Source organism: Pseudomonas sp. LjRoot277, from assembly GCF_964253845.1.
Lineage (GTDB): Bacteria > Pseudomonadota > Gammaproteobacteria > Pseudomonadales > Pseudomonadaceae > Aquipseudomonas.
In genome coordinates this window covers 6400560-6421858 of the sequence record NZ_CAXURI020000001.1, presented here as the reverse complement: position 1 = coordinate 6421858, position 21299 = coordinate 6400560, and the positions used below count along the sequence as shown (strand labels likewise).

General features: G+C 60.3%; 22 protein-coding genes. 3 read left to right on the top strand and 19 right to left on the bottom strand.

Annotated elements, in window-relative coordinates:
• Positions 1 to 65: 65 nt before the first annotated feature.
• From ACSQ87_RS29695 to ubiE, 9 genes are all read right to left on the bottom strand, one after another.
• Complete coding sequence (locus ACSQ87_RS29695; protein WP_436274947.1) at positions 66 to 773, bottom strand: 16S rRNA (uracil(1498)-N(3))-methyltransferase; 708 nt, start codon at positions 771 to 773, stop codon at positions 66 to 68.
• The gene (gene tatC / locus ACSQ87_RS29690; protein ID WP_223431127.1) at positions 770 to 1564 is read right to left on the bottom strand and encodes a twin-arginine translocase subunit TatC; all 795 of its coding nucleotides are present in this window, start codon (positions 1562 to 1564) and stop codon (positions 770 to 772) included. Before tatC ends, ACSQ87_RS29695 begins: the two co-directional genes overlap by 4 nt.
• Positions 1561 to 2022, bottom strand: coding sequence for a Sec-independent protein translocase protein TatB (gene tatB / locus ACSQ87_RS29685; protein WP_223431126.1), 462 nt, complete (start codon positions 2020 to 2022; stop codon positions 1561 to 1563). The genes tatC and tatB overlap by 4 nt, the downstream gene beginning before the upstream one ends.
• Before the next feature lie 10 nt (positions 2023 to 2032).
• Positions 2033 to 2302: a twin-arginine translocase TatA/TatE family subunit gene (locus ACSQ87_RS29680; RefSeq protein WP_436274946.1), complete on the bottom strand. Its 270-nt coding sequence runs from the start codon at positions 2300 to 2302 to the stop codon at positions 2033 to 2035.
• A gap of 25 nt (positions 2303 to 2327) precedes the next feature.
• Positions 2328 to 2660: a phosphoribosyl-ATP diphosphatase gene (locus tag ACSQ87_RS29675; RefSeq protein WP_007899279.1), complete on the bottom strand. Its 333-nt coding sequence runs from the start codon at positions 2658 to 2660 to the stop codon at positions 2328 to 2330.
• On the bottom strand, positions 2653 to 3054 hold the full coding sequence (gene hisI, locus ACSQ87_RS29670; RefSeq protein ID WP_007899278.1) for a phosphoribosyl-AMP cyclohydrolase: 402 nt from the start codon (positions 3052 to 3054) through the stop codon (positions 2653 to 2655). Before hisI ends, ACSQ87_RS29675 begins: the two co-directional genes overlap by 8 nt.
• 79 nt (positions 3055 to 3133) lie before the next feature.
• Positions 3134 to 4738: a ubiquinone biosynthesis regulatory protein kinase UbiB gene (gene ubiB / locus ACSQ87_RS29665; RefSeq protein ID WP_223431125.1), complete on the bottom strand. Its 1605-nt coding sequence runs from the start codon at positions 4736 to 4738 to the stop codon at positions 3134 to 3136.
• Positions 4735 to 5358: a ubiquinone biosynthesis accessory factor UbiJ gene (locus ACSQ87_RS29660; RefSeq protein WP_436274945.1), complete on the bottom strand. Its 624-nt coding sequence runs from the start codon at positions 5356 to 5358 to the stop codon at positions 4735 to 4737. The genes ubiB and ACSQ87_RS29660 overlap by 4 nt, the downstream gene beginning before the upstream one ends.
• A complete protein-coding gene (ubiE, locus tag ACSQ87_RS29655; protein WP_007948968.1) occupies positions 5358 to 6128 on the bottom strand; it encodes a bifunctional demethylmenaquinone methyltransferase/2-methoxy-6-polyprenyl-1,4-benzoquinol methylase UbiE in 771 nt (256 codons plus the stop codon). The genes ACSQ87_RS29660 and ubiE overlap by 1 nt, the downstream gene beginning before the upstream one ends.
• Positions 6129 to 6283: 155 nt before the next feature.
• Here ubiE and ACSQ87_RS29650 point away from each other — a divergent pair, with 155 nt between their 5' ends.
• The 3 genes from ACSQ87_RS29650 to ACSQ87_RS29640 all read left to right on the top strand — a co-directional run bounded on the left by ACSQ87_RS29650 (position 6284) and on the right by ACSQ87_RS29640 (position 8074).
• Positions 6284 to 6559: a polyhydroxyalkanoic acid system family protein gene (locus tag ACSQ87_RS29650; RefSeq protein ID WP_223431123.1), complete on the top strand. Its 276-nt coding sequence runs from the start codon at positions 6284 to 6286 to the stop codon at positions 6557 to 6559.
• A 263-nt stretch (positions 6560 to 6822) separates the two neighbouring features.
• Positions 6823 to 7245 (top strand): phasin family protein, encoded by a 423-nt coding sequence (locus ACSQ87_RS29645; protein WP_150656734.1) that lies wholly within the window; start codon positions 6823 to 6825, stop codon positions 7243 to 7245.
• A gap of 10 nt (positions 7246 to 7255) precedes the next feature.
• Complete coding sequence (locus tag ACSQ87_RS29640) at positions 7256 to 8074, top strand: phasin family protein (RefSeq protein WP_436274944.1); 819 nt, start codon at positions 7256 to 7258, stop codon at positions 8072 to 8074.
• Positions 8075 to 8149: 75 nt separating this feature from the next.
• On the opposite strand, the gene ACSQ87_RS29635 is transcribed toward ACSQ87_RS29640, so the two are convergent.
• The 10 genes from ACSQ87_RS29635 to ACSQ87_RS29590 all read right to left on the bottom strand — a co-directional run bounded on the left by ACSQ87_RS29635 (position 8150) and on the right by ACSQ87_RS29590 (position 21180).
• The gene (locus tag ACSQ87_RS29635; RefSeq protein ID WP_223431122.1) at positions 8150 to 8767 is read right to left on the bottom strand and encodes a TetR/AcrR family transcriptional regulator; all 618 of its coding nucleotides are present in this window, start codon (positions 8765 to 8767) and stop codon (positions 8150 to 8152) included.
• Positions 8768 to 8826: 59 nt separating this feature from the next.
• On the bottom strand, positions 8827 to 10509 hold the full coding sequence (gene phaC / locus ACSQ87_RS29630) for a class II poly(R)-hydroxyalkanoic acid synthase (protein WP_223431121.1): 1683 nt from the start codon (positions 10507 to 10509) through the stop codon (positions 8827 to 8829).
• Positions 10510 to 10637: 128 nt separating this feature from the next.
• Complete coding sequence (gene phaZ, locus ACSQ87_RS29625; protein ID WP_129439177.1) at positions 10638 to 11492, bottom strand: poly(3-hydroxyalkanoate) depolymerase; 855 nt, start codon at positions 11490 to 11492, stop codon at positions 10638 to 10640.
• A 71-nt stretch (positions 11493 to 11563) separates the two neighbouring features.
• Entirely contained in the window at positions 11564 to 13243 is a 1680-nt protein-coding gene (gene phaC / locus ACSQ87_RS29620) for a class II poly(R)-hydroxyalkanoic acid synthase (RefSeq protein ID WP_436274943.1), read from the bottom strand.
• A 257-nt stretch (positions 13244 to 13500) separates the two neighbouring features.
• Positions 13501 to 13881: a gamma-butyrobetaine hydroxylase-like domain-containing protein gene (locus tag ACSQ87_RS29615; RefSeq protein ID WP_033055352.1), complete on the bottom strand. Its 381-nt coding sequence runs from the start codon at positions 13879 to 13881 to the stop codon at positions 13501 to 13503.
• Between the two features lie 207 nt (positions 13882 to 14088).
• The gene (gene hslU / locus ACSQ87_RS29610) at positions 14089 to 15429 is read right to left on the bottom strand and encodes an ATP-dependent protease ATPase subunit HslU (RefSeq protein WP_150656728.1); all 1341 of its coding nucleotides are present in this window, start codon (positions 15427 to 15429) and stop codon (positions 14089 to 14091) included.
• A 55-nt stretch (positions 15430 to 15484) separates the two neighbouring features.
• Complete coding sequence (gene hslV / locus ACSQ87_RS29605) at positions 15485 to 16015, bottom strand: ATP-dependent protease subunit HslV (protein WP_007899242.1); 531 nt, start codon at positions 16013 to 16015, stop codon at positions 15485 to 15487.
• 289 nt (positions 16016 to 16304) lie between these two features.
• A complete protein-coding gene (locus ACSQ87_RS29600) occupies positions 16305 to 17012 on the bottom strand; it encodes an SPOR domain-containing protein (RefSeq protein WP_008149545.1) in 708 nt (235 codons plus the stop codon).
• A gap of 1 nt (position 17013) precedes the next feature.
• Positions 17014 to 18750 (bottom strand): arginine--tRNA ligase, encoded by a 1737-nt coding sequence (argS, locus tag ACSQ87_RS29595; RefSeq protein ID WP_223431118.1) that lies wholly within the window; start codon positions 18748 to 18750, stop codon positions 17014 to 17016.
• A gap of 210 nt (positions 18751 to 18960) precedes the next feature.
• Positions 18961 to 21180 carry a primosomal protein N' gene (locus ACSQ87_RS29590; protein WP_436274942.1) on the bottom strand — a complete coding sequence of 740 codons (2220 nt, stop codon included), beginning with the start codon at positions 21178 to 21180 and terminating at the stop codon, positions 18961 to 18963.
• Between the last annotated feature and the right edge of the window lie 119 nt (positions 21181 to 21299).

Below are 21299 nucleotides of genomic sequence, written 5' to 3'. Positions count from 1 at the left end.
CGGTTTTACGACTGCTTCGCAGCCGAGCGGGAGCAAGCTCCCTCGCCACAGGTAGGGTGTTTGACTTAAAAAAGCCGCGAAAGCAGCGCAGTGACGGCGGTTTCGACCCGCAGGATGCGGTCGCCGAGCTGCACCGGTTGCAGGCCGGATTTGCCCAGCAGTTCGATTTCGTAAGGAATCCAGCCACCTTCGGGGCCGATGGCCAGGGTTACCGGTTCGTCCAGGCCACGAGGGCAGGGCGGGTAGTTGCCGGGGTGGCCGACCAGGCCGAGGGTACCCTCGGTGATCGCCGGCAGACGGTCCTCGACGAACGGCTTGAAGCGCTTCTCGATGACGACTTCCGGCAGCACGCTGTCCCGGGCCTGTTCGAGGCCGAGGATCAACTGCTCGCGAATCGCCTCGGGCTCCAGGAACGGCGTTTGCCAGAAGCTCTTCTCGACGCGATAGCTGTTCACCAGAATGATCCGTGGCACACCCATGGCCGCCACGGTCTGAAACACTCTACGGAGCATTTTCGGTCGTGGCAGGGCCAACACCAGGGTCAGCGGCAGCTTGGCCGGTGGTGGCTGGTCGAGGGTGACGCGCAATTCGGCTTCATCGGCGTCCAGGCGCAGCAGTTCGGCCGACCCCATCAACCCGCCGATGCGCCCGACCCGCAGGCTGTCGCCGACAACGGAGCGGTGGACTTCCTGCATGTGCGTCAACCGGCGATCGCGCAGGATCGCCCGGTCGGCCGCAATGAAGTCGGCCTCTTCGAGAAGCAGCAGGTTCACGGTTGAGTCGCTGGCGGCTGGTCGTTGTGATCGTCGGCCGGCTGGTCGTCCGGGTGCTCGCCGCGCTTGCTGATCAGGCCGCCGAACAGGATGCCGATTTCAAACAGCAGCCACATCGGTACGGCCAACAGTGTCTGCGAGAAGATGTCCGGTGGCGTCAGGATCATGCCGACCACGAAGCAACCGATGACTACGTACGGGCGGATTTTCTTCAGGTAAGCGACGTTGACCACGCCGATCCATACCAGCAGCACCACGGCCACAGGGATCTCGAACGCTACGCCGAAGGCGAAGAACAGCGTCATGACGAAGTCGAGGTAGCTGCTGATGTCGGTCATCATCTCCACGCCGGCCGGGGTGGCGGCGGCGAAGAATTTGAAGATCAGCGGGAATACCAGGTAATAGGCGAATGCCATGCCGGTATAGAACAGCAGGATGCTCGACACCAGCAGCGGCACCGCAATGCGCTTCTCATGCTTGTACAGGCCTGGCGCAATGAAGCCCCAGATCTGATGCAGGATCACCGGGATCGCCAGGAACAGCGACACCATCATGGTCAGCTTCAGTGGCGTCAGGAACGGCGACGACACATCGGTGGCGATCATCGTCGCGCCCACGGGCAGGTACTGACGCAGCGGCGTGGAGACGAAGGTGTAGATCTGCTGGGTGAAGGCAAACAACCCGGCGAAGATGATAAAGATCGCCGCTACACAACGCAGCAGGCGGGTACGCAACTCGGTGAGGTGCGAAACCAGCGGCATGTGCTGGTCATTTTCGGGGAGATCGCTCATGAGACTCGCGGCGGCAAAGTGGTGTCGTGAGGAGCCGGCGTTGTCGGCGCGGCGGCAGGAGCAACAGGTTCTACGGTCGCGACAACCGGCGCCGGTTCAACAGCTTTCACCGTTTCCGTCGGTGCCGGGGCAGGTGTGGCGTCTGCAGTCGGAGCATGAATCGTCTGCTCCGCCACAGGCTCAACCGGCTGAACCGGTGTGGCCTCTTGCTGAGTCGGCGTGAAAATCTTCCGCGCCTCCTGCTCCAGCGACAGAATGTGCTCGTTGTGCAGCTGCCGACGAATCTCGTCGGCACCGATTTCACGTTCAACTTCCTGTTTGATCGCGTTGAAGCTGCGCTTCAGACGGCCGACCCACAGGCCGGCGGTGCGCGCAGCACCCGGCAGACGCTCGGGCCCCAGCACCAGCAAGGCTACGAGGCCGACGAGCAGCAGTTCAGAGAAGCTGATACCAAACATTAGTCAGTGCTCACACGTCTTTGCGGATCGGCTCTTCGACTTTTTGCGCCTGCACGTCGATGGTGTGCGGCTGGTTCACGGACTGCGTGGTCTGTGGCTGAACAGGCGGAACCGAGGTCGCTGCCGGGTCGGCCGGTTTCTCGTCGTCGTTCATGGCTTTTTTGAAGCCCTTGATCGACTCACCGACGTCAGTGCCGAGGTTTTTCAGTTTCTTGGTGCCGAACACCAATACGACAACAACCAGGATGACGATCCAGTGTTTCCAGTCAAAAATGCCCATGTCGCTGCTCCTCTCTAATAGTTGTTCAGGCGGACGGGCGCGAGGCTTTCTCGGCGTGTCCGGACAGACCGAAACGACGGTCCAGTTCATCGAGTACAGCCTGTGGATGCTGCCCCAGTTGGGCGAGCATGACCATGCTGTGGAACCACAAATCGGCGGTTTCGTAGATCACATCGCTGCAGTCACCGCTGATGGCGGCATCCTTGGCGGCAATGATGGTTTCGACCGACTCTTCGCCGACTTTTTCCAGAATCTTGTTCAAGCCCTTGTGGTACAGGCTGGCGACATACGAGCTGTCGGCGGCGGCGCCTTTGCGCTCTTCCAGCACTTGGGCCAGACGGGTCAGAGTGTCACTCATGTGTGTGTCCTGCGGAATAGATGGCGTGCGGGTCCTTGAGCACCGGGTCGACGGTTTTCCAGTCGCCGTTCTCGAAGACGCGGTAGAAGCAGCTCTGACGACCGGTATGGCAAGCGATGTCGCCGATCTGCTCGACCATCAGGATGATCACGTCGGCGTCACAGTCCAGGCGCATCTCATGCAGGGTTTGCACGTGGCCGGACTCTTCGCCCTTGCGCCACAGCTTGCCACGGGAACGTGACCAGTAAATGGCGCGGTTCTCGGCAGCGGTCAGTTCCAGCGCTTCACGGTTCATCCAGGCCATCATCAGGACGCGCCCGGTCTTGTGATCCTGGGCAATCGCCGGCACCAGGCCATCTGCGTCCCACTTGATCTCGTCCAGCCAGTTTTTCATCTTCGACTCCGACAGCGGGCCCGACACTTCATTAGTCGGGCAGGCGTTGAAACAGTGTGCCAGCGTGCGGGGGCTCTGGCTATCGGCGAACGACCAGATACAAGCCGACGGCCACCATGATCCCGGCCGGCCAATGACCCAGTTCGTTCAGCGGCCCACCGGCAGCGAGTATGGTGCCGCCGGCCAGGTGCGCACAGCCGAGCAGTCGCAGCAGCCAATCGTCCTTGCGACGGTGCCACGGTGGCGGCGGGTCGTAGGCGTGGGGCTGGGACATGCGTTCGAGCAGGTCGCGGGCCATGTTGGCCAGGTGCGGCAGCTGTTCGAACTGGCTCTGCACGTTGCCGATCAAGGCTTTGGGGCTCACGCGCTCACGCATCCAGCGTTCGAGGAATGGCTGGGCGGTGTTCCACAAATCGAGGTCCGGGTACAACTGGCGGCCCAGGCCTTCGATGTTCAGCAGGGTTTTTTGCAGCAAAACGAGCTGCGGCTGCACTTCCATGTTGAAGCGCCGGGCGGTCTGGAACAGGCGCATCAGCACCTGGCCGAAGGAAATATCTTTTAACGGTTTTTCGAAGATCGGCTCGCACACGGTGCGGATCGCCGCCTCGAATTCGTTGAGTTTGGTTTCCGCCGGTACCCAGCCCGAATCGATGTGCAGCTGCGCGACACGACGGTAATCCCGCTTGAAGAACGCGAACAGGTTGCGCGCCAGGTAGTCCTGGTCTTCCGGGGTCAGGCTGCCGACGATGCCGCAGTCGATCGCAATGTACTGCGGGCTCCATGGCTGCACGGTGCTGACGAAGATGTTGCCGGGGTGCATGTCGGCGTGGAAGAAGCTGTCGCGGAACACTTGGGTGAAGAAGATCTCCACGCCGCGTTCGGCGAGCATTTTCATGTCGGTGCGCTGGTCGGCGAGGGTCGTGAGGTCAGTGACCTGAATGCCGTAGATGCGCTCCATCACCAGCACTTTCGGCCGGCACCAGTCCCAATAGACTTGCGGCACGTAGAGCAGCTCCGAGCCGTCGAAGTTACGCCGCAACTGGCTGGCGTTGGCCGCCTCACGCAGCAGGTCGAGTTCGTCGTAGATGGTTTTTTCGTAGTCCTGGACCACGTCCACCGGGTGCAGCAGGCGCGCATCGGCCGAGAGCTTTTCGGCGGCGCGGGCGAGGATGAACAGCCACGCCAGATCCTGCGCGATGATCGGCTTGAGCCCCGGGCGGATGACCTTGACCACCACTTCTTCGCCGGTTTTCAGCTGCGCGGCATGCACTTGCGCCACCGAGGCCGAGGCCAGCGGTTCGACGTCGAAGCGGCTGAAGACTTCACTGATCTTTTTGCCGAGCTGTTCTTCGATCAGATTGACCGACACTTGCGAGTCGAACGGGGGCACGCGGTCCTGCAGCTTCATCAGCTCATCGGCGATGTCTTCCGGCAGCAAGTCGCGGCGGGTGGACAGGATTTGCCCGAACTTGATGAAAATCGGTCCCAGGTCCTGCAACGCCAGACGCAATCGCGCGCCGCGGCTCAGGTCCAGCGTCTTGCGCGGGAACCAGCGCCACGGCAAGGCGTAGCGCAGCGCCAGCAGAAACCATGGCAGTGGCAGGGCGAACAACAGGTCATCGAGGCGGTAGCGAATCACAACGCGCTGGATGCGCAACAAACGGCGGACGGCAAGCAGCTTCATGCGTTATCGCTTGGGTCGAGGGATCGGGAAAGGCGCTCGAATCGCGCCTCGAGACGTTCCAGATCGAGTTTGATCTGGTCCAGTTCACTGAAACGGGCTTCGGCTTCGCGCTGACCGACGAGGGTGCGTGATTCTTCGGCCAGGTACTCGCCAAGGTTCTGGTTCAGGCTGGCGAACCCTTGCTGATACCAGCGCGCGCGACTGCGCAGGTGACCGCCGAGCAGTTGCGTGGCGACAGGTCCCAGCCAGCGCGAGAGTTCGTACTCCCAGTCCAGCTCAAGGTCCTGAAGGATCGCCGCCAGTTCCAGCAGCACGCCGCTGTCGCCGTCGAGTTCGACTTCGGGAGCATGCAGGACCGAAGTCTTGTCCTTGCTCATGGCCAGTTTCAGCAGGCTGGAGGCTGGTGCGCGCAAGGTACAGTCGGCGCCGGTTTCCCAGTGGGAAGCCAGCATCAAGCCTTCGTCGCTGGGCAGGATGAACACTTGCAGCGCCGGGCTGCGGCAGTCGACGGCAATCACCCGGCCGCTCAAATGCGCCAGCCGCGGCAACGCCGTGCTGTCGAGACGCAGCACCCGGTTCAGACCGAGTTCAACGCTGGCGAGCAGGCCGGCCAGCAACATCAGGGTTTGATGCCACGGTGCAGGGCGACAATGCCTGCGGTCATGTTGTGGTAGGTCACGCGGTCGAAACCGGCCTCGACCATCATCGACTTCAGGGTTTCCTGATTCGGGTGCATGCGGATCGATTCGGCCAGGTAGCGATAGCTTTCCGAGTCGTTGGTGATCAGCTTGCCCATCAGCGGCATGAAGGCGAACGAGTAGGCGTCGTAGGCTTTGGACATCAGCGCATTGGTCGGCTTGGAGAACTCCAGCACCAGCAAACGGCCGCCCGGTTTCAGTACGCGCAGCATCGAGCGCAGGGCGTCTTCTTTGTGCGTGACGTTGCGCAGGCCGAAAGCGATGGTCACGCAGTCGAAATGGTTGTCCGGGAACGGCAGCTTTTCAGCGTCGGCCTGAACGAATTCGACGTTGCCGGCCACACCCAGATCCAGCAGGCGGTCACGACCGACCTTGAGCATGGACTCGTTGATGTCGGCCAACACGACCTGGCCGGTCGGACCAACGAGGTGTGAGAACTTCTTGGTCAGGTCGCCGGTACCGCCGGCGATGTCCAGCACGCGGTTACCGGTGCGAACGCCCGACAGCTCGATCGCGAAACGCTTCCACAGACGGTGCATGCCGCCCGACAGGAGGTCGTTCATCAAGTCGTACTTGGCGGCTACCGAGTGGAAAACTTCAGCGACTTTTTCCGCTTTCTGGCTTTCCGGAACGTTTTTGAAGCCGAAGTGAGTGGTGGGTTCGGCATCGCTGCCTTTGCGCTGATCAGTCATATCGCTGTCACCAAAAGAGAATGCGGGACATTCTAATCCCGGTGGCCTGCTTTGTCTTGGCAAGGCTGAAGGTAAGATAGGCAATCGCCGGGACGTTTTGCCGCAGCAGCGGTCAAGATGCTTCAGGAAAGTATTCATAAAGCAGGAGTCATTCGATGGCCCGTATTAGTGTTGAGCGTTCCCACGGCCTGGGTAAGGAAGCGGCCCGCGAGAAGGCCGACCAGTTGGCGCAGAAACTGTCCGATCAATATGGCCTGGAGCCGCAATGGTCCGGCGACACTCTGAACCTCAAGCGTTCCGGTGTGAAAGGCGCGGTGTATGTGGGCGAGAATTCGATCAAGGTCGATGTCGAACTTGGCCTGTTGATGTCGGCCATGAGCGGCACGATCAAATCGGAAATCGAAAAGGCCCTCGATAAAGCGTTGGCTTAACTCGGTCTTGTTTTGGAATGCGATCAATGTGGGAGCGGCGGTGCGACGATTCGACTTGCTCGCGAAGGCGGTGTGTCAGTTGACTAAAATGTTGACTGAAACGACGCCTTCGCGAGCAAGCCTGCTCCCACATTTGTTTTGTGGTGTGACCAAGGTTTTATGTCAGTTGTTAGGGTGCCGTTTCTAATTATTCTCACTACTTTGTGCCTGAGCCCGACTCTTTCGCGGGCAGTTCCTCAAACCTTCTGCGCGTGAGGTGCACCATGGCCAAAGTTATTTTGAAGAAAAAAATCGACGCTTCGACGACTGCTCTGGGCGACGTTAAATCTTATGCCCGCAAGATCTGGCTGGCAGGCCTGGGTGCCTACACCAAGGTCGGCCAAGAGGGTAGCGAGTACTTTCAAGAGTTGATCAAGGCTGGTCAAACTGTTGAAAAGCAAAGTAAAAAAGTAGTTGCCGAGAAACTTGAAGCGGCCAATGCCGAGATCGATGAAGCCAAAAGTGAAGTGAGCACTTTCAAAGGCAAGGTCGAACTTCAACTCGACAAGGTCGAGAAGGCTTTTGACTCGCGTGTCGCAAGTACCTTGAATCGTATCGGCATTCCGTCTAAACATGACGTTGAGACACTCTCTGCCAAGCTCGATGAGCTGACGGCATTGCTCGAACGCGTCGCGCGTAAATCTTAAGGAGAACGGGATGGCTGGTAAAAAGAACACCGAAAAAGAAGGCAGCTCGTGGATCGGGAAAGTCGAAGACTACTCCCGCAAAATCTGGCTGGCTGGTTTAGGCGTGTACTCGAAGATCGACACTGACGGCAGCAAACTCTTCGATACATTGGTTAAAGACGGCGAGAAAGCCGAGAAGCTCACCAAGAGTGCTGTCGGCAAGAAAGTCGATGCTGCCAAGGACTCTGCTTCGTCGGCCAAGTCGCGCATCAGCGGCGTGAAAGATCGCGCGCTGGGCAAGTGGGATGAGCTGGAAGGGGCTTTCGACAAGCGTCTGAACAGCGCCATTTCACGCCTGGGTGTACCGAGCCGCAATGAAGTCAAGGCACTGCACAGCAAGGTCGATACCCTGACCAAGCAAATCGAAAAACTCACCGGTGCCAAGGTGGCGCCTGTTGCGGCGAAAACCGCGGCGGCCAAACCTGCGGCGAAATCCGCTGCCAAACCACTGGCTAAAGCTGCCGCTAAACCAGCAGCAAAAACTGCCGCAGCGAAACCTGCAGCAGCCAAAGCAGCAGCAAAACCAGCCGCTAAACCAGCCGCTAAACCGGCTGCCAAAACTGCAGCGGCCAAACCCGCAGCCAAGCCAGCGGCAAAACCTGCCGCAGCGAAGAAGCCAGTGGTGAAAAAGCCGGCAGCTCCGAAAGCGGCTGCACCAAAACCAGCAGTGGCTGCCGCCAAACCGGCAACCCCGGCCCCGGTCAGCGCATCGAACTCCGCTGCTGCACCGACCCCTGCTGTAACCCCGACTGTCGCATCAGCTCCTTCGACGCCAACCAGTCAGTCCTGATTTCAGGGCTCAAGAAAACGCCCGGCCTGCAAAGGTCGGGCGTTTTTGTTTGGCATTTCAAAGGATCAAAAGATCTTAATGCTCTTCGAGGTATTGGAGCGCCAACTGCTCCGTCGCCACCTTGATCGGCGGCAGCAAATGCGGCGCCACCAGCATCATGATCTGGTAAACCACCAACCTCACCTCACCCTCGCGATCAAGAATCCGCTGATAGTCCAGTGAGAACAGCAGCGTCATGGTGATCTGTTCCACCAACTGCCCCAACGCTTGGGTATCGCTGACCAATTGCCCTTGAGCCTTTAATCGTGCGAGCAACGAAGCCAGCGTGCGCTTCAACGCGTTGAGCAGGTTGCGTATGCCCTTGGCCAGTTTCGGCAAGCGCCCGGCGAGGTTCGACAGGTCCTGGAACAGAAACCGGTAGTGAGCCAGGCGTTCGACGATCAGGTGCAGGAACAGCCAGTAATCTTCCGGTGCAAGTTCCACATCGGCCGGTGGATCGAGCAGGGGCGCCAGTTCGGTCTGGAAACGCTCGAACAGTCCGAGTATCAACGGTTCCTTGCCGTGGAAGTGGTAGTAGAGGTTGCCCGGGCTGATGCCCATTTCGTTGGCAACTTCCATGGTGGAGACGTTCGGCTCGCCCTTCTGATTGAACAACTGCAAAGCACATTCGAGAATCCGGTCGCGGGTTTTCATCCAGTCTTCTTAATGGTCAAGTCATGCCACGGCCGGCGCCGGCCGTGGTTCGTTGTCAGTCAGCGCACGCGCACATAAGTGCCGGGTGCCGCTTCCATCGGTGGATAGTTCTGGTTGCCGAGCGCCATGTGGGTTTCTTTTTGCGCGCCTGAACGTTCTTGAATCCAGCTCAACCATTGTGTCCACCAACTGCCGTTGACTTGCTTGGCGTCGTAATACCAGGCCCGTGGGTCGCTGCTCAGCTTCGTGCTTTCGACGAAGTTGGCTTTCGGGTTTGATGGTGGGTTGAGAATGCTCTGTATATGACCGCTGTTGGACAACACGAAGCGTCGCTCGCCACCCAGCAGCAGGGTCGAGCGATACACCGCATCCCACGGGGTGATGTGGTCATTGATGCCTGCGACGCTGAAGCTGTCGACGGTGACTTTCTGCAAGTCGATCGGCGTGCCGCACACTTCCAGGCCACCCGGATGACTCATCGGGTTGTGTTTGAAGAAGTCCAGCAAGTCGCCATGCAAGGCTGCCGGCAAACGTGTGTTGTCGTTGTTCCAGTAAAGGATGTCGAACGCCGGCGGCTCCTTGCCCAACAGGTAGTTGTTAACGAAATAGCTCCAGATCAAATCGTTGGGGCGCATCCAGGCGAAGACCTTGGCCATGTCGCGGCCATCCAGCACGCCTTTCTGATAGGAGCGACGCTTGGCCGCCTCAAGCGTCTGTTCGTCGGCGAAGAGGGTCGCAGGCGAGTCTATCTGACTGTCGAGCAGGCTCACCAGGTACGTTGCGCTGGACACTCGCCGCAGTTGCCGCTTGGCTTGTAAGTGACCTTGCAGGGCGGCGATGGTCAGCCCGCCCGCGCAGGCGCCCATCAGGTTGACCTCACGAGCACCGGTGATCGCCCGGCACACATTCATCGCTTCTTCCACGGCTTCGACGTACGTCGACAGCCCCCATTCGCGATGACGTACATCCGGATTGCGCCAACTGATCATGAAGGTCTGCAAACCGTTCTTCAGGGCGAACTGGACGAAGCTGTTGTGTGGGCTCAGGTCGAAAATGTAGTACTTGTTGATCTGTGGCGGCACCACCAGCAGCGGTTTGGAATACTGCTTTTCGCTCATTGGCTTGTACTGGATCAACTCCAGCAGCTCATTGCGAAACACCACGGAGCCCGTGGTGGTGGCGACCGTTTTGCCGACCTCGAACGCTTGCTTGGTGACTTGTCTGGGCAGGCCGTCGTTGTGCAGGAAGTCGTCGACCAGGTGGCCGATACCTCGCACCAGGCTGTTGCCGCCGGAGTTGAAGATCTCCTTGATCGCCAGCGGATTAAGCAGGCTGTTGGACGGAGCCATGGCGTCGTTGAGCAAGGCGAACGCGAAGTGCGCCCGGGCGCGATCGTCCGGGGTCATGTTGCTGTCGTCGATCCAGTGTTTGACCTCTTTCTGCCAGCTCAGGTAGGCCTGCAAACTGCGGCGATAAAATGGATTGAGGCTCCACGCCGGATCGGCAAAGCGATTGTCCTGCGGGTTGGTCGGGTGCAGGGTTTCGCCCAGCAGCACGCGTCCCAGTTGACCGCCCAGCTTCAAGGCGTGTCGGGCGCTGTGCACTGGGTGGCGCAAGCCATGGGCGGCAACGCTGCGCAGGGTCGAAAACAGATCCCGGCCACGCAGGCCGGTAATCGCACTCTGTGCATTGATGAACGCGGCGGGAGTGGGTAAAAATTCCCTCGCTGGTTTTTCGCGCATGAATGAACACTCCTTCGTCTTCAGGCCAAATACAGATACACCGAACCAGAACACCATAGACGCTGTTGCGGAATGTTGCGCGGCGCTACGTCTTCCCGACCCCTTTTTGTAACAAAAGCCAGGGCCGATTAGCCGCCCAATGGCGCCGGATGCGGATGCATCACGGCACGCTGACGTTCTTCCTCGAGAAACTTCATGATGATCGGTGCCACCGCTTCGGCCCGGGTGATCAAAAACAGATGCCCGTCATCGATGATGTGCAACTGGGCGTTGGGAATCCGCCAGGCCAGTAACCGCATGTTGACCAACGGAATCAGTGGATCGTCGTCACCGGCCAGCACCAGGGTTGGCTGGTGGATCTTGTGCAACCAGTGAATGCTGGTCCAGCCGAGGCCGGCGAACAGCTGCCAGTAGTAACCGAGTTTGCCTGCCGAGCGGACCTTGGCGGCATGGCTGGCGGCGAGGGTTGGATCGCGACGGAACGCACCGCCATAGATCATCGGCGCAATGCGAATCACGTGAGACGGCTGGATGTAGCGTCGTGGGCTGGCCATCATCCACAGGACTCTCGGCTTGCCCGGCACCATCACCGTGCCAGCCGCCGTGGCCGCCAGAACGAGTTTCTTGCAGCGCTCGGGATAGTCGTAAGCGAACTGCTGGGCCAGGGCGCCACCCCACGACACGCCGATTACGTTGACTTGCCCGTAGTCGAGATAGTCGAGCATCCGCGCCGTGAGTTTCGCCAGGCCCGGAAAGCGATACGGTCGCCTTGGCGTCGACGAACCGCCGACACCGGGGACGTCGAAGGCGATGACTTCCAGGTCCGGGTCCAGCGCCGCGACGAACGGAAACACCAGCTCCAGGTTGGCGCCGATGCCGTTGAAAATCAGCAAGGGCGTCAAGTGAGGCTTGCCGGGGCGTACCGCCGTGCGGAGGGTCTGGCCATCCAGGTCGACGGTACGAAATATGAACGGTTGCGGCATGCTTCAGGCCTTGTGGGTCACTGTCTCAATTTCACCCCCTCGCTCCCCTACAGGGGAGCGAGGTGTGTCAGTTATCGCTCATGCACATATGTGCCTGGTGCAGCTTCACCTGCTGGATAAGCCTTGTTGCCCAGACTGCCCGGAGACTTCTTCAGCTTGCCCGAACGCTCGGCTTGCCATGCCTGCCAGTGCAGCCACCAGGAATCGGTGTGCTTGGTGGAGTTCTCTTGCCATTCCTCGGCCTTGACCGGCATCTCGGTGCTGGTCATGTAGCGCGATTTCGGATTGCCCGGCGGGTTCAGAATGCTCTGGATATGCCCGCTGCTGGACAGTACGAATTCAACCTTGCCACCGAACAGTTGCGCCGACTTGTAGCAGGACTTCCACGGGGTGATGTGGTCGTTGGTTCCAGCCAGGGAGAAGATGTCGGCAGTGACCTGTTTCAGATTGATCGGTGTGCCGCACACTTCCAGTGCGTCAGGACGGATCAGTGGGTTGGTTTTGAACATCTCGATCAGGTCGCCGTGGAACGCTGCGGGCAACCGTGTGGTGTCGTTGTTCCAGAACAGGATGTCGAACACCGGCGGCTCGTTGCCCAGCAGGTAGTTGTTGACCCAGTAGTTCCAGATCAAGTCATTGGGGCGCATCCAGGCGAAAACTTTCGCCATGTCACGGCCTTCCAGTACGCCGGCCTGATAGGAGTGGCGCTTGGCGGATTCGAGAGTCTGCTCGTCGACGAACAGTGCCACGTCGCTGTCCAGGGTGGTGTCCAGCACGCTGACCAGCAGCGTCAGGGCGTTGACCTTGTTCTCGCCGATCGCGGCGTAGTGGCCCAGCAGGGCGGTGCAGGTGATGCCGCCAGAGCAGGCGCCGAGCATGTTGATGTCTTTGCTGCCGGTGATCGCGGTAACAACGTCGACCGCTTCCTTGAGCGCTTCGATGTAGGTCGACAGACCCCACTCGCGCTGCTCCTTGGTCGGGTTGCGCCAGCTGACGATGAACGTCTGCATGTTGTTGCGCAGGCAGAAGCGCGCCAGGCTCTTGTCCGGGCTCAGGTCGAAAACATAGAACTTGTTGATCTGCGGTGGCACCACCAGCAATGGGCGCTCGTGCACCTGTTCAGTGGTCGGCCGGTACTGGATCAGCTCCAGCACATCATTGCGAAACACCACTGCGCCTTCGGTGACGCCCAGGCTCTTGCCGACCTCGAACGCGCCCATGTTGACCTGGCTCGGCATGCCACCGTTGTGCACCAGATCCTTGGCCAGATGGGAGAGGCCGTCGAGCAGGCTTTTGCCACCGGTTTCGAAGAAGCGTTTGACTGCCGCCGGGTTGGCCGCACTGTTGGTCGGGGCCATGGCTTCGGTCATGAGGTTGATCACGAAGTGCCCGCGTGCGACGTCCTTGGGCGAGAGATTGCTTTCGCCGATCCAGTCGTGGAGCTCCTTGCGCCACGCCAGGTAAGTTTGCAAATAACGTTTGTAGAGCGGGTTCTGGCTCCAGGCCGGATCGTGGAAGCGACGGTCATCGCTGGTCGGTTGCAGCGCGGATTTGCCGAACAGCACGTTCTTCAGTTCGATACCGAAATGAGCGACATGCTTTGCACTGTGAATCGGTTGTTTGATGGCCTGGGTCAGCACCATTCGGGCAGAGCCCAACAGATCTTTTCTACGCAGTCCAACGACCGGATTCAGCCCCAAGGTGTTTTCCGAGGCCTGAAACTTCAGGTCATCGTTATTCTTGTTACTCATCTACGACGCTCCATTGTCCTGAGACGAGTACCTGGGTCCAGCTGTGCAGTCCACAGCCAATGCCAGGTACTACTGCTCGGGTGACCGTTAATTCTGCATCGCTGCTTTTTAGTTCAGAGAGCACTGCAGGTACCTTGCCAGCTCCATTGGTTACCCGAGTTTAATTTTTTTCGCAAGCAGGCCAATCGTCGGCCAGGAAGCGGAGCATTCAAACAGATGGAATTAGAAAATGCCTTCTAATGAGCGAAAGGCCTGATTTAGAGCATCAGCTTGACGATGGATTCGTTCGGATCGCGGGTCTTTCCGGCGGCTTTGAGTTCCGCAAGATAATCGTTCCAGAGATCCTCTTGGCGCACGCCCAGCTGGTACAGATATTCCCAGGTGAACAGGCCGCTGTCGTGGCCGTCGTCGAAGGTCAATTTCAGTGCGTACTGACCGGCCGGTTCGACCTTGGTCAGACCTACGCCGATCTTGCCAAATTGCAGGATAGGTTTGCCGTGGCCCTGGACCTCGGCGGAAGGAGAGTGCACGCGCAGGAACTCGGCGGGCAGGTGATGTTCCTCGCCGGACGCGTATTTCAGCGACAGGGTTTTCGAGGCTTTGTGCAGTTTGATGTCGGTGGGGAGTTGGGTCGTCATGGGGCCGGTCGTCCGTCTTAATGGAGGCCCTGTGTCTGCGGGTGATCTTGTGGCGAGGGAGCTTGCTCCCGCTCGGCTGCGCAGCAGCCGTAAACTCGGCGAATGTGGTCTGTCTGGCAGATCGCATTCACTGACTTTTGGGGCCGCTTCGCGACCCAGCGGGAGCAAGCTCCCTCGCCACAGAAGCCCGCTCACACAGAATGTGACCTACAGGATATAACGGGACAGGTCTTCGTTCTGCGCCAATTCGCCCAAGTGGCTGTTGACGTAATCGGCGTCGATCAGGATCGCCTTTTCGTCGTGGGCGCTGGCCAGATCACCGGCGCTGAACGACACCTCTTCAAGCAGGCGCTCAAGCAGTGTGTGCAGGCGACGGGCACCGATGTTCTCGGTCTTCTCGTTGACCTGCCAGGCGATCTCGGCGATACGCTTGATACCGTCTGGCTGGAACTCGATCACCAGGCCTTCGGTTTTCAGCAGGGCGCAATATTGCTCGGTGAGCGAGGCATGCGGCTCGCTGAGAATGCGTTCGAAATCTTCAGGCGTCAGGGCCTTCAGTTCGACACGAATCGGCAGGCGACCTTGCAGCTCGGGCACCAGATCGCTCGGCTTGCTCAGGTGGAACGCACCGGACGCGATGAACAGGATGTGGTCGGTCTTGACCATGCCCAGTTTGGTGTTGACGGTGCAGCCTTCGATCAGCGGCAGCAGGTCGCGCTGTACACCTTCACGGGAGACGTCGATGCCACCGGAGTTGCCGCGCTTGGCGACCTTGTCGATTTCGTCGATGAACACGATGCCGTGCTGCTCGACCGCTTCCAGCGCCTTGGCCTTCAACTCTTCTTCGTTGACCAGGCGGCCGGCTTCTTCGTCGCGCACCAGTTTCAGCGCTTCCTTGACCTTGATCTTGCGGCTCTTGCGTTTGCCCTTGCCCATGTTGGCGAACAGGCTCTGCAACTGGTTGGTCATCTCTTCCATGCCCGGCGGCGCGGAGATATCGACACCGGTCACTTCGGCGACTTCGATTTCGATCTCTTTGTCATCCAGCTGACCTTCGCGCAGGCGCTTGCGGAACAGCTGGCGGGTGTTGGAGTCGGCCGACGGTGCGGCGTCGTCGTTGCTGAAACCCATGCGTGCCGGTGGCAGCAGGGCGTCGAGGATGCGTTCTTCGGCGGCGTCTTCGGCGCGGTGGCGAACCTTGGTCATTTCCTGTTCGCGCAGCAGCTTGATCGCCGCGTCGGCCAGGTCACGAATGATCGATTCAACGTCGCGGCCGACATAGCCGACTTCGGTGAACTTGGTCGCTTCGACCTTGATGAACGGCGCGTTGGCCAGTTTCGCCAGGCGACGAGCAATCTCGGTTTTACCGACACCGGTCGGGCCGATCATCAGGATGTTTTTTGGTGTGACCTCAACGCGCAGCTCTTCAGGCAACTGCATCCGGCGCCAGCGGTTACGCAGCGCGATGGCGACGGCGCGCTTGGCATCGTCCTGGCCGATGATATGGCGATTGAGTTCGTGGACGATTTCACGGGGAGTCATGGACATAGTAATTGGCGGTCCTCAGGTAAAAGTGAGCCGTGGCGTGGTGGCCAAAACAGGCTTACTCAGCGAGGTCCTGCTCCTCAATGGTGAAGGTGTGGTTGGTGAATACGCAGATGTCGCCGGCGATACCGAGGGCGGTTTCGACGATTTCCCGGGCCGACAGATCGGTTTTCTTCAGCAGTGCGCTGGCGGCGGCCTGGGCGTAACCGCCACCGGAACCCATGGCGATCAGACCTTCTTCGGGTTCGACCACGTCGCCGTTGCCGGTGATGATCAGCGAGGCGTCTTTGTTCGCGACCGCGAGCATGGCTTCGAGGCGACTGAGGGAGCGGTCAGTGCGCCATTCTTTGGCGAGTTCGACAGCGGCGCGAACCAGGTGGCCCTGATGTTTCTCAAGCTGGCCTTCAAAGCGCTCGAAGAGGGTGAAGGCGTCAGCGGTAGCCCCGGCAAAACCGGCGATCACCTGGCCGTGGTACAGGCGGCGAACTTTCTTCGCGTTGCCTTTCATCACGGTATTGCCGAGAGAAACCTGGCCGTCGCCGCCCATGACGACTTTGCCGTGGCGGCGAACTGAAACGATGGTGGTCAAGGGAGAGTCTCCACGCAGCGGGGCGAAAATGCCTTATGCCAACTCATATGGGGGTGGTGGAGCGTATTTCAACTGCGGAGAGGGAGAGGGGACGAGCGGTGTGTCGTTCACTAAGGAGGATGTAAGTGAATCCCTGTGGCGAGGGAGCTTGCTCCCGTTCGGCTGCGAAGCAGTCGTAAACCCGGCTACCGCAGTCTGTCTGACGGACCGCGGTGCCCGGGCTTGGGAGTGCTGCGCACTCCAGCGGGAGCAAGCTCCCTCGCCACAAAAGCAGGTTGTTTCTGCTGGATCAGCGGCTCTGGCGTTGTTGTAACAACAGGTTGCTGAACCCGCTGCCGGCCAGTTGTTTCTGGGCCGTGGTCAGCTGTTCGCGGTTGCTGAACGGTCCGACTAATACCCGATACCAGGTCTCGTCTTTCACGGTGCCGGATTCAACCGCCACCGCCTGACCGAGCAAAATGATCTGCGCCCGAACCTTGTCCGCGTCAGCCTCTTTGCGGAACGAACCGGCCTGCAGGAAGAACTTGGTCACTGGCGCCGCTTTGGACACCGGTGGCGCTGGCGGCGGAGTAATCCCGGCCAGTGCGGCCTGAGCCCGCGCGGTATCGATCTTCGCCGCTTGCTCTGGCGTGACCGGCGTCGTCGGAATGGCCGGCACTTGTGGCGTCGGCAGGGTTTTCTCCGGCACGGCATCCGGCGGCACGATGACTTCCGATTCCGGCAGCAACGTGTAGAAGTCGTACTTCGGCTTCACCGGTTGCGTCGGGCTCGGCGGGGTCTTGTTGGCCTCGGCGATCTTGGTGGCTTTCTGCTGCTCGATCTTCTCGCGCTTGACGCTCTCGCTGCCCTTGCCCGGTTCCAGCTTCATCAGGAACACAATAAACGCGCCGACCGTCAGGCCGATGGCCATCCACAGCCAGCCCGGGATCGGTTGCTTTGCAGGAGCTTGGTAACGGCTGGCGCCACGCTTGGGTGCAGGTTTTTTCTTGGCAGCCAACTTACATACGCTCCAGAGTTTCCAGACCCAACAGTTCCAGGCCTTGCTTGAGAGTGCGGCCGGTCAGCGCGGCGAGGCGCAGACGACTCTGCATTTGCGCTGGAGTGTCGGCACTGAGGATCGGGCAGTTCTCGTAGAAACTGGAGAACAGGCCGGCAACATCGTACAGGTAGGTACACAGGATGTGCGGCGTGCCCTTTTCGCAAACGTTGTTCAACACTTCGCCGAACTGCGCGAGCTTCGCCGCCAATTCGTGTTCGTGGGCCGCTTCGAGGACGATCTGGCCTTCGACTTCGCTGAAGTCCTTGCCGAGTTTGCGGAACACGCCGGCCACGCGGGTGTAGGCGTACAGCAAGTAAGGCGCAGTGTTGCCTTCGAAGTTCAGCATCAGGTCGAAGTTGAAGCTGTAGTCGCTGGTGCGGTGCTTGGACAGGTCGGCGTATTTCACCGCGCCAATGCCCACGACCTTGGCGATGTTGCGCAGTTCGTCTTCGGCAAGTGCAGGGTTCTTTTCTTTCACCAGGTTGTAGGCACGTTCCTGGGCTTCGGTCAGCAGGTCGATCAGCTTCACGGTGCCGCCGTCACGGGTCTTGAACGGACGGCCATCGGCGCCGTTCATGGTGCCGAAGCCCATGTGTTCCATGTCCATCGGGTGCGTCACGAAGCCGGCCAGGCGCGCGACCTGGAATACTTGCTGGAAGTGCAGGGCCTGACGCTGGTCGACGAAGTACAGCGCGCGATCAGCCTTCAACTTGCCGCTGCGGTAACGCACGGCCGCCAGGTCGGTGGTGGCGTAGAGGTAACCGCCGTCAGCCTTGACGATGATCACTGGCAGCGGGTCGCCATCGGCGTTCTTGAATTCATCGAGGAATACGCACTGGGCGCCGTTGCTCTCGACCAGCAGGCCGGCGGCCTTGAGGTCGTTGACCACGTTGATCAGGTCGTCGTTGTAAGCGCTTTCGCCCATCACGTCGGCCATGGTCAGTTTGACGTTCAGCAGTTCGTAGATTTTCTGGCAGTGCGACAGCGAGATGTCTTTGAACTTGGTCCACAGCGCCAGGCAGTCCGGGTCGCCGGCTTGCAGCTTGACCACCAGGCCACGGGCGCGATCGGCGAACTCTTCGGATTCGTCGAAGCGTTGCTTGGCCGCACGGTAAAAATTTTCCAGGTCCGACAGCTCGTCGCTGGTGATCGGGTTTTCCTGAAGGTAGGCCATCAGCATGCCGAACTGGGTGCCCCAGTCGCCGACGTGGTTCTGACGGATCACTTCGTCGCCGAGGAATTCCAGCACCCGGGCCACGCCGTCGCCGATGATGGTCGAGCGCAAGTGGCCGACGTGCATCTCTTTGGCCAGGTTCGGTGCCGACAGATCAACCACGGTGCGCTGCACCGGGCCGGCCTTGCGCACGCCAATGTGGGCGTCGACCAGGGCGGCGTCCAGGCGAGTGGCCAGGGCCTGGGTGTTCTGGAAGAAGTTCAGGAAGCCGGGGCCGGCGATTTCGGTCTTGGTGACGTTTTCATCAGCCGGCAGCGCGGCGATGATTTTCTCTGCCAGGTCACGCGGCTTCATGCCGGCCGGTTTGGCCAGCATCATCGCGATGTTGCTGGCGAAATCGCCGTGAGTCTTGTCACGGGAGTTTTCCACCTGGATCGCCGGCGACAGGCCTTCAGGCAACACACCTTCGTTGACGAGTTGGGTGATGGCTTGTTGGATCAGCTGGCGAATGGTGTCTTTCATGGTGTTCTCTTTCGACCGCAAGCGCGGCGGCGCCTGGATGCGCTAGTGGAAAAACTGGGCATTATCCGTTGCGAAGACGGGCTTGCCAACTATAGCGGGCAGGTTATGGATATGTGGTGACAAATCGGGCCCCTTCGCGAGCAGGCTCGCTCCCACATTGGAATGCATACCCCTGTGGGAGCGGGCTTGCTCGCGAAGGCGATCTCTAATTCAATACAAATCCACAGGATCGACATCCAGCGACCAGCGCACCGCCCGCCCACTAGGCATCTGCTCCAAAACCAGCAACCAACGGCTCAACAACCGATGCAGCGGCGCCCGGGCCGTCGCTTGCAGCAACAACTGCGCACGATAACGCCCGGCCCGGCGTTCCATCGGTGCAGGAACCGGCCCGAGCAGCTCGATGCCAGTCAGGTTCTGTTCGGCCAGCAAACGCTCGGCCTCACTGCACGCCTCATCAAGAAAACCTTCAGCTTGCCCCGGTTTGTGCGCTTCGGCCCGCAGCAGCGCCAGGTGCGCAAACGGCGGTAGACCTGCCGAGCGACGTTCGCTCAACGCCTGTTCGGCAAAGGCGAAATAGCCCTGTTCGGTCAGTTGCACCAGCAGCGGATGGTCGGCCAGGTGAGTCTGGATGATCACTTTGCCCGGCTCTTCAGCCCGGCCCGCGCGCCCGGCAACCTGGACGATCAACTGCGCCATGCGCTCGCTGGCGCGAAAATCGCCGGAGAACAGCCCGCCGTCAGCATCGAGAATCGACACCAGGGTCACCCGTGGGAAGTGATGCCCTTTGGCAAGCATTTGCGTGCCGACCAGAATGCAGGGCTGGCCCTTCTGAATGGTCGCGAACAGCTGATTCATCGCGTCCTTGCGCGAAGTGCTGTCGCGGTCGACCCGCAGCACCGGGACGTCCGGGAACAGAATCCCCAGCCGTTCCTCGGCGCGCTCGGTGCCAGCGCCGACTGGCCTTAAATCGACTTTGCCGCACTTCGGGCAATGCCGAGGGACGCGTTCGACGTAGCCGCAATGGTGGCAGCGCAGTTCGCCGGAGCGCTGGTGCACGGTCATGCGCGCATCGCAGCGCTGGCACTCGGACATCCAGCCGCAGTCGTGACACAGCAAGGTCGGGGCAAAGCCGCGACGGTTGAGGAACACCAACACTTGTTGTCCAGCGGCCAGCGTCTGACCGATGGCCTGCTGCATCGGCCCGGAAATGCCGCTGTCCAGCGGACGGCTTTTCACGTCCAGGCGCAGGAAGCGCGGCTGTTTGGCGCCACCGGCGCGCTCATTCAGGCGTAAGAGCCCATATCGACCGGTGTAGGCGTTGTGCAGGCTTTCCAGCGAAGGCGTGGCGGAGCCGAGGACAATCGGGATGTTTTCCTGGCGTGCGCGGACCAATGCCAGATCTCGGGCGTGATAGCGCAGGCCTTCCTGCTGTTTATAGGAGCCGTCGTGCTCTTCATCGATGATGATCAGGCCGGGGTTCTTCATCGGCGTGAACAGTGCCGAACGGGTGCCGATAATAATGTCGGCGTCACCGTCGCGGGCGGCGAGCCAGGCTTCGAGGCGCTCGCGGTCGTTGACCGCCGAATGGATCAGCGCGATACGTGCATTGAAGCGCTGCTCGAAGCGCGCCAGGGTCTGCGGGCCGAGGTTGATCTCCGGGATCAGTACCAGCGCCTGCTTGCCGGCCTCAAGCGTTTCGCGGATCAGCTGCAAATAGACTTCGGTCTTGCCGCTGCCGGTGACGCCGGCCAGCAGGAACGCGTGATAACTGTCGAAGCCGGCGCGAATTGCCTCATAGGCCGCACGCTGCTCAGGGTTGAGCGGCAGTTCCGGCTGCGCCAGCCAGTGTTCGTGGCGGGCGTCGGGGGCGTGCTTGCGGATGTCGACTTGCACCAGATCCTTGGCCAGCAGCAAATCCAGGCTGTCCTTGCTCAGCATCAGTTTGCTCAACAACTGATGGGCGACGCCGTGGGGATGCTGGGCCAGGGTCGCCAGGGCCTCCCGTTGACGCGGGGCGCGAGCGATGCGCGGGTCATCAAGGCTGGCGCCGGGCACGGCGGACCAGAAGCGCTCCTGCCGTGCTTCGGCCAGTTCGCCTTGTCGCAACAGTACCGGCAGCGCCCAGCTCAATGTGTCGCCGAGGCTGTGCTGGTAATACTGGGAAGTCCACAGACACAGTTTGAACAGCGCTGGCGGCAGCGGCGGCGTGGCATCGAGCAGGGCCAGGGCAGGTTTGAGCTTTTCTACCGGCACTTCGCTGGTGTCGGTGACCTCCACCAGAATCCCGATCATCTCCCGTCGGCCGAACGGCACCCGCAGGCGCATGCCCGGCTGCAACTGGGCACGCAGGACCCCGGCCGGAGCACGGTAATCGAACAGGCGTCGCAGAGGCGAAGGCAGGGCGAGGCGCAAAATGGCGTCGGGCACGCGGGGGGATCTCGATAAACGGGCAGTAAAAAAGTCGAACGCATATTAAATGTGGGAGCGGGCTTGCTCGCGAATGCTGTTGATCAGACACATCATCGTTGCCTGACACACCGTATTCG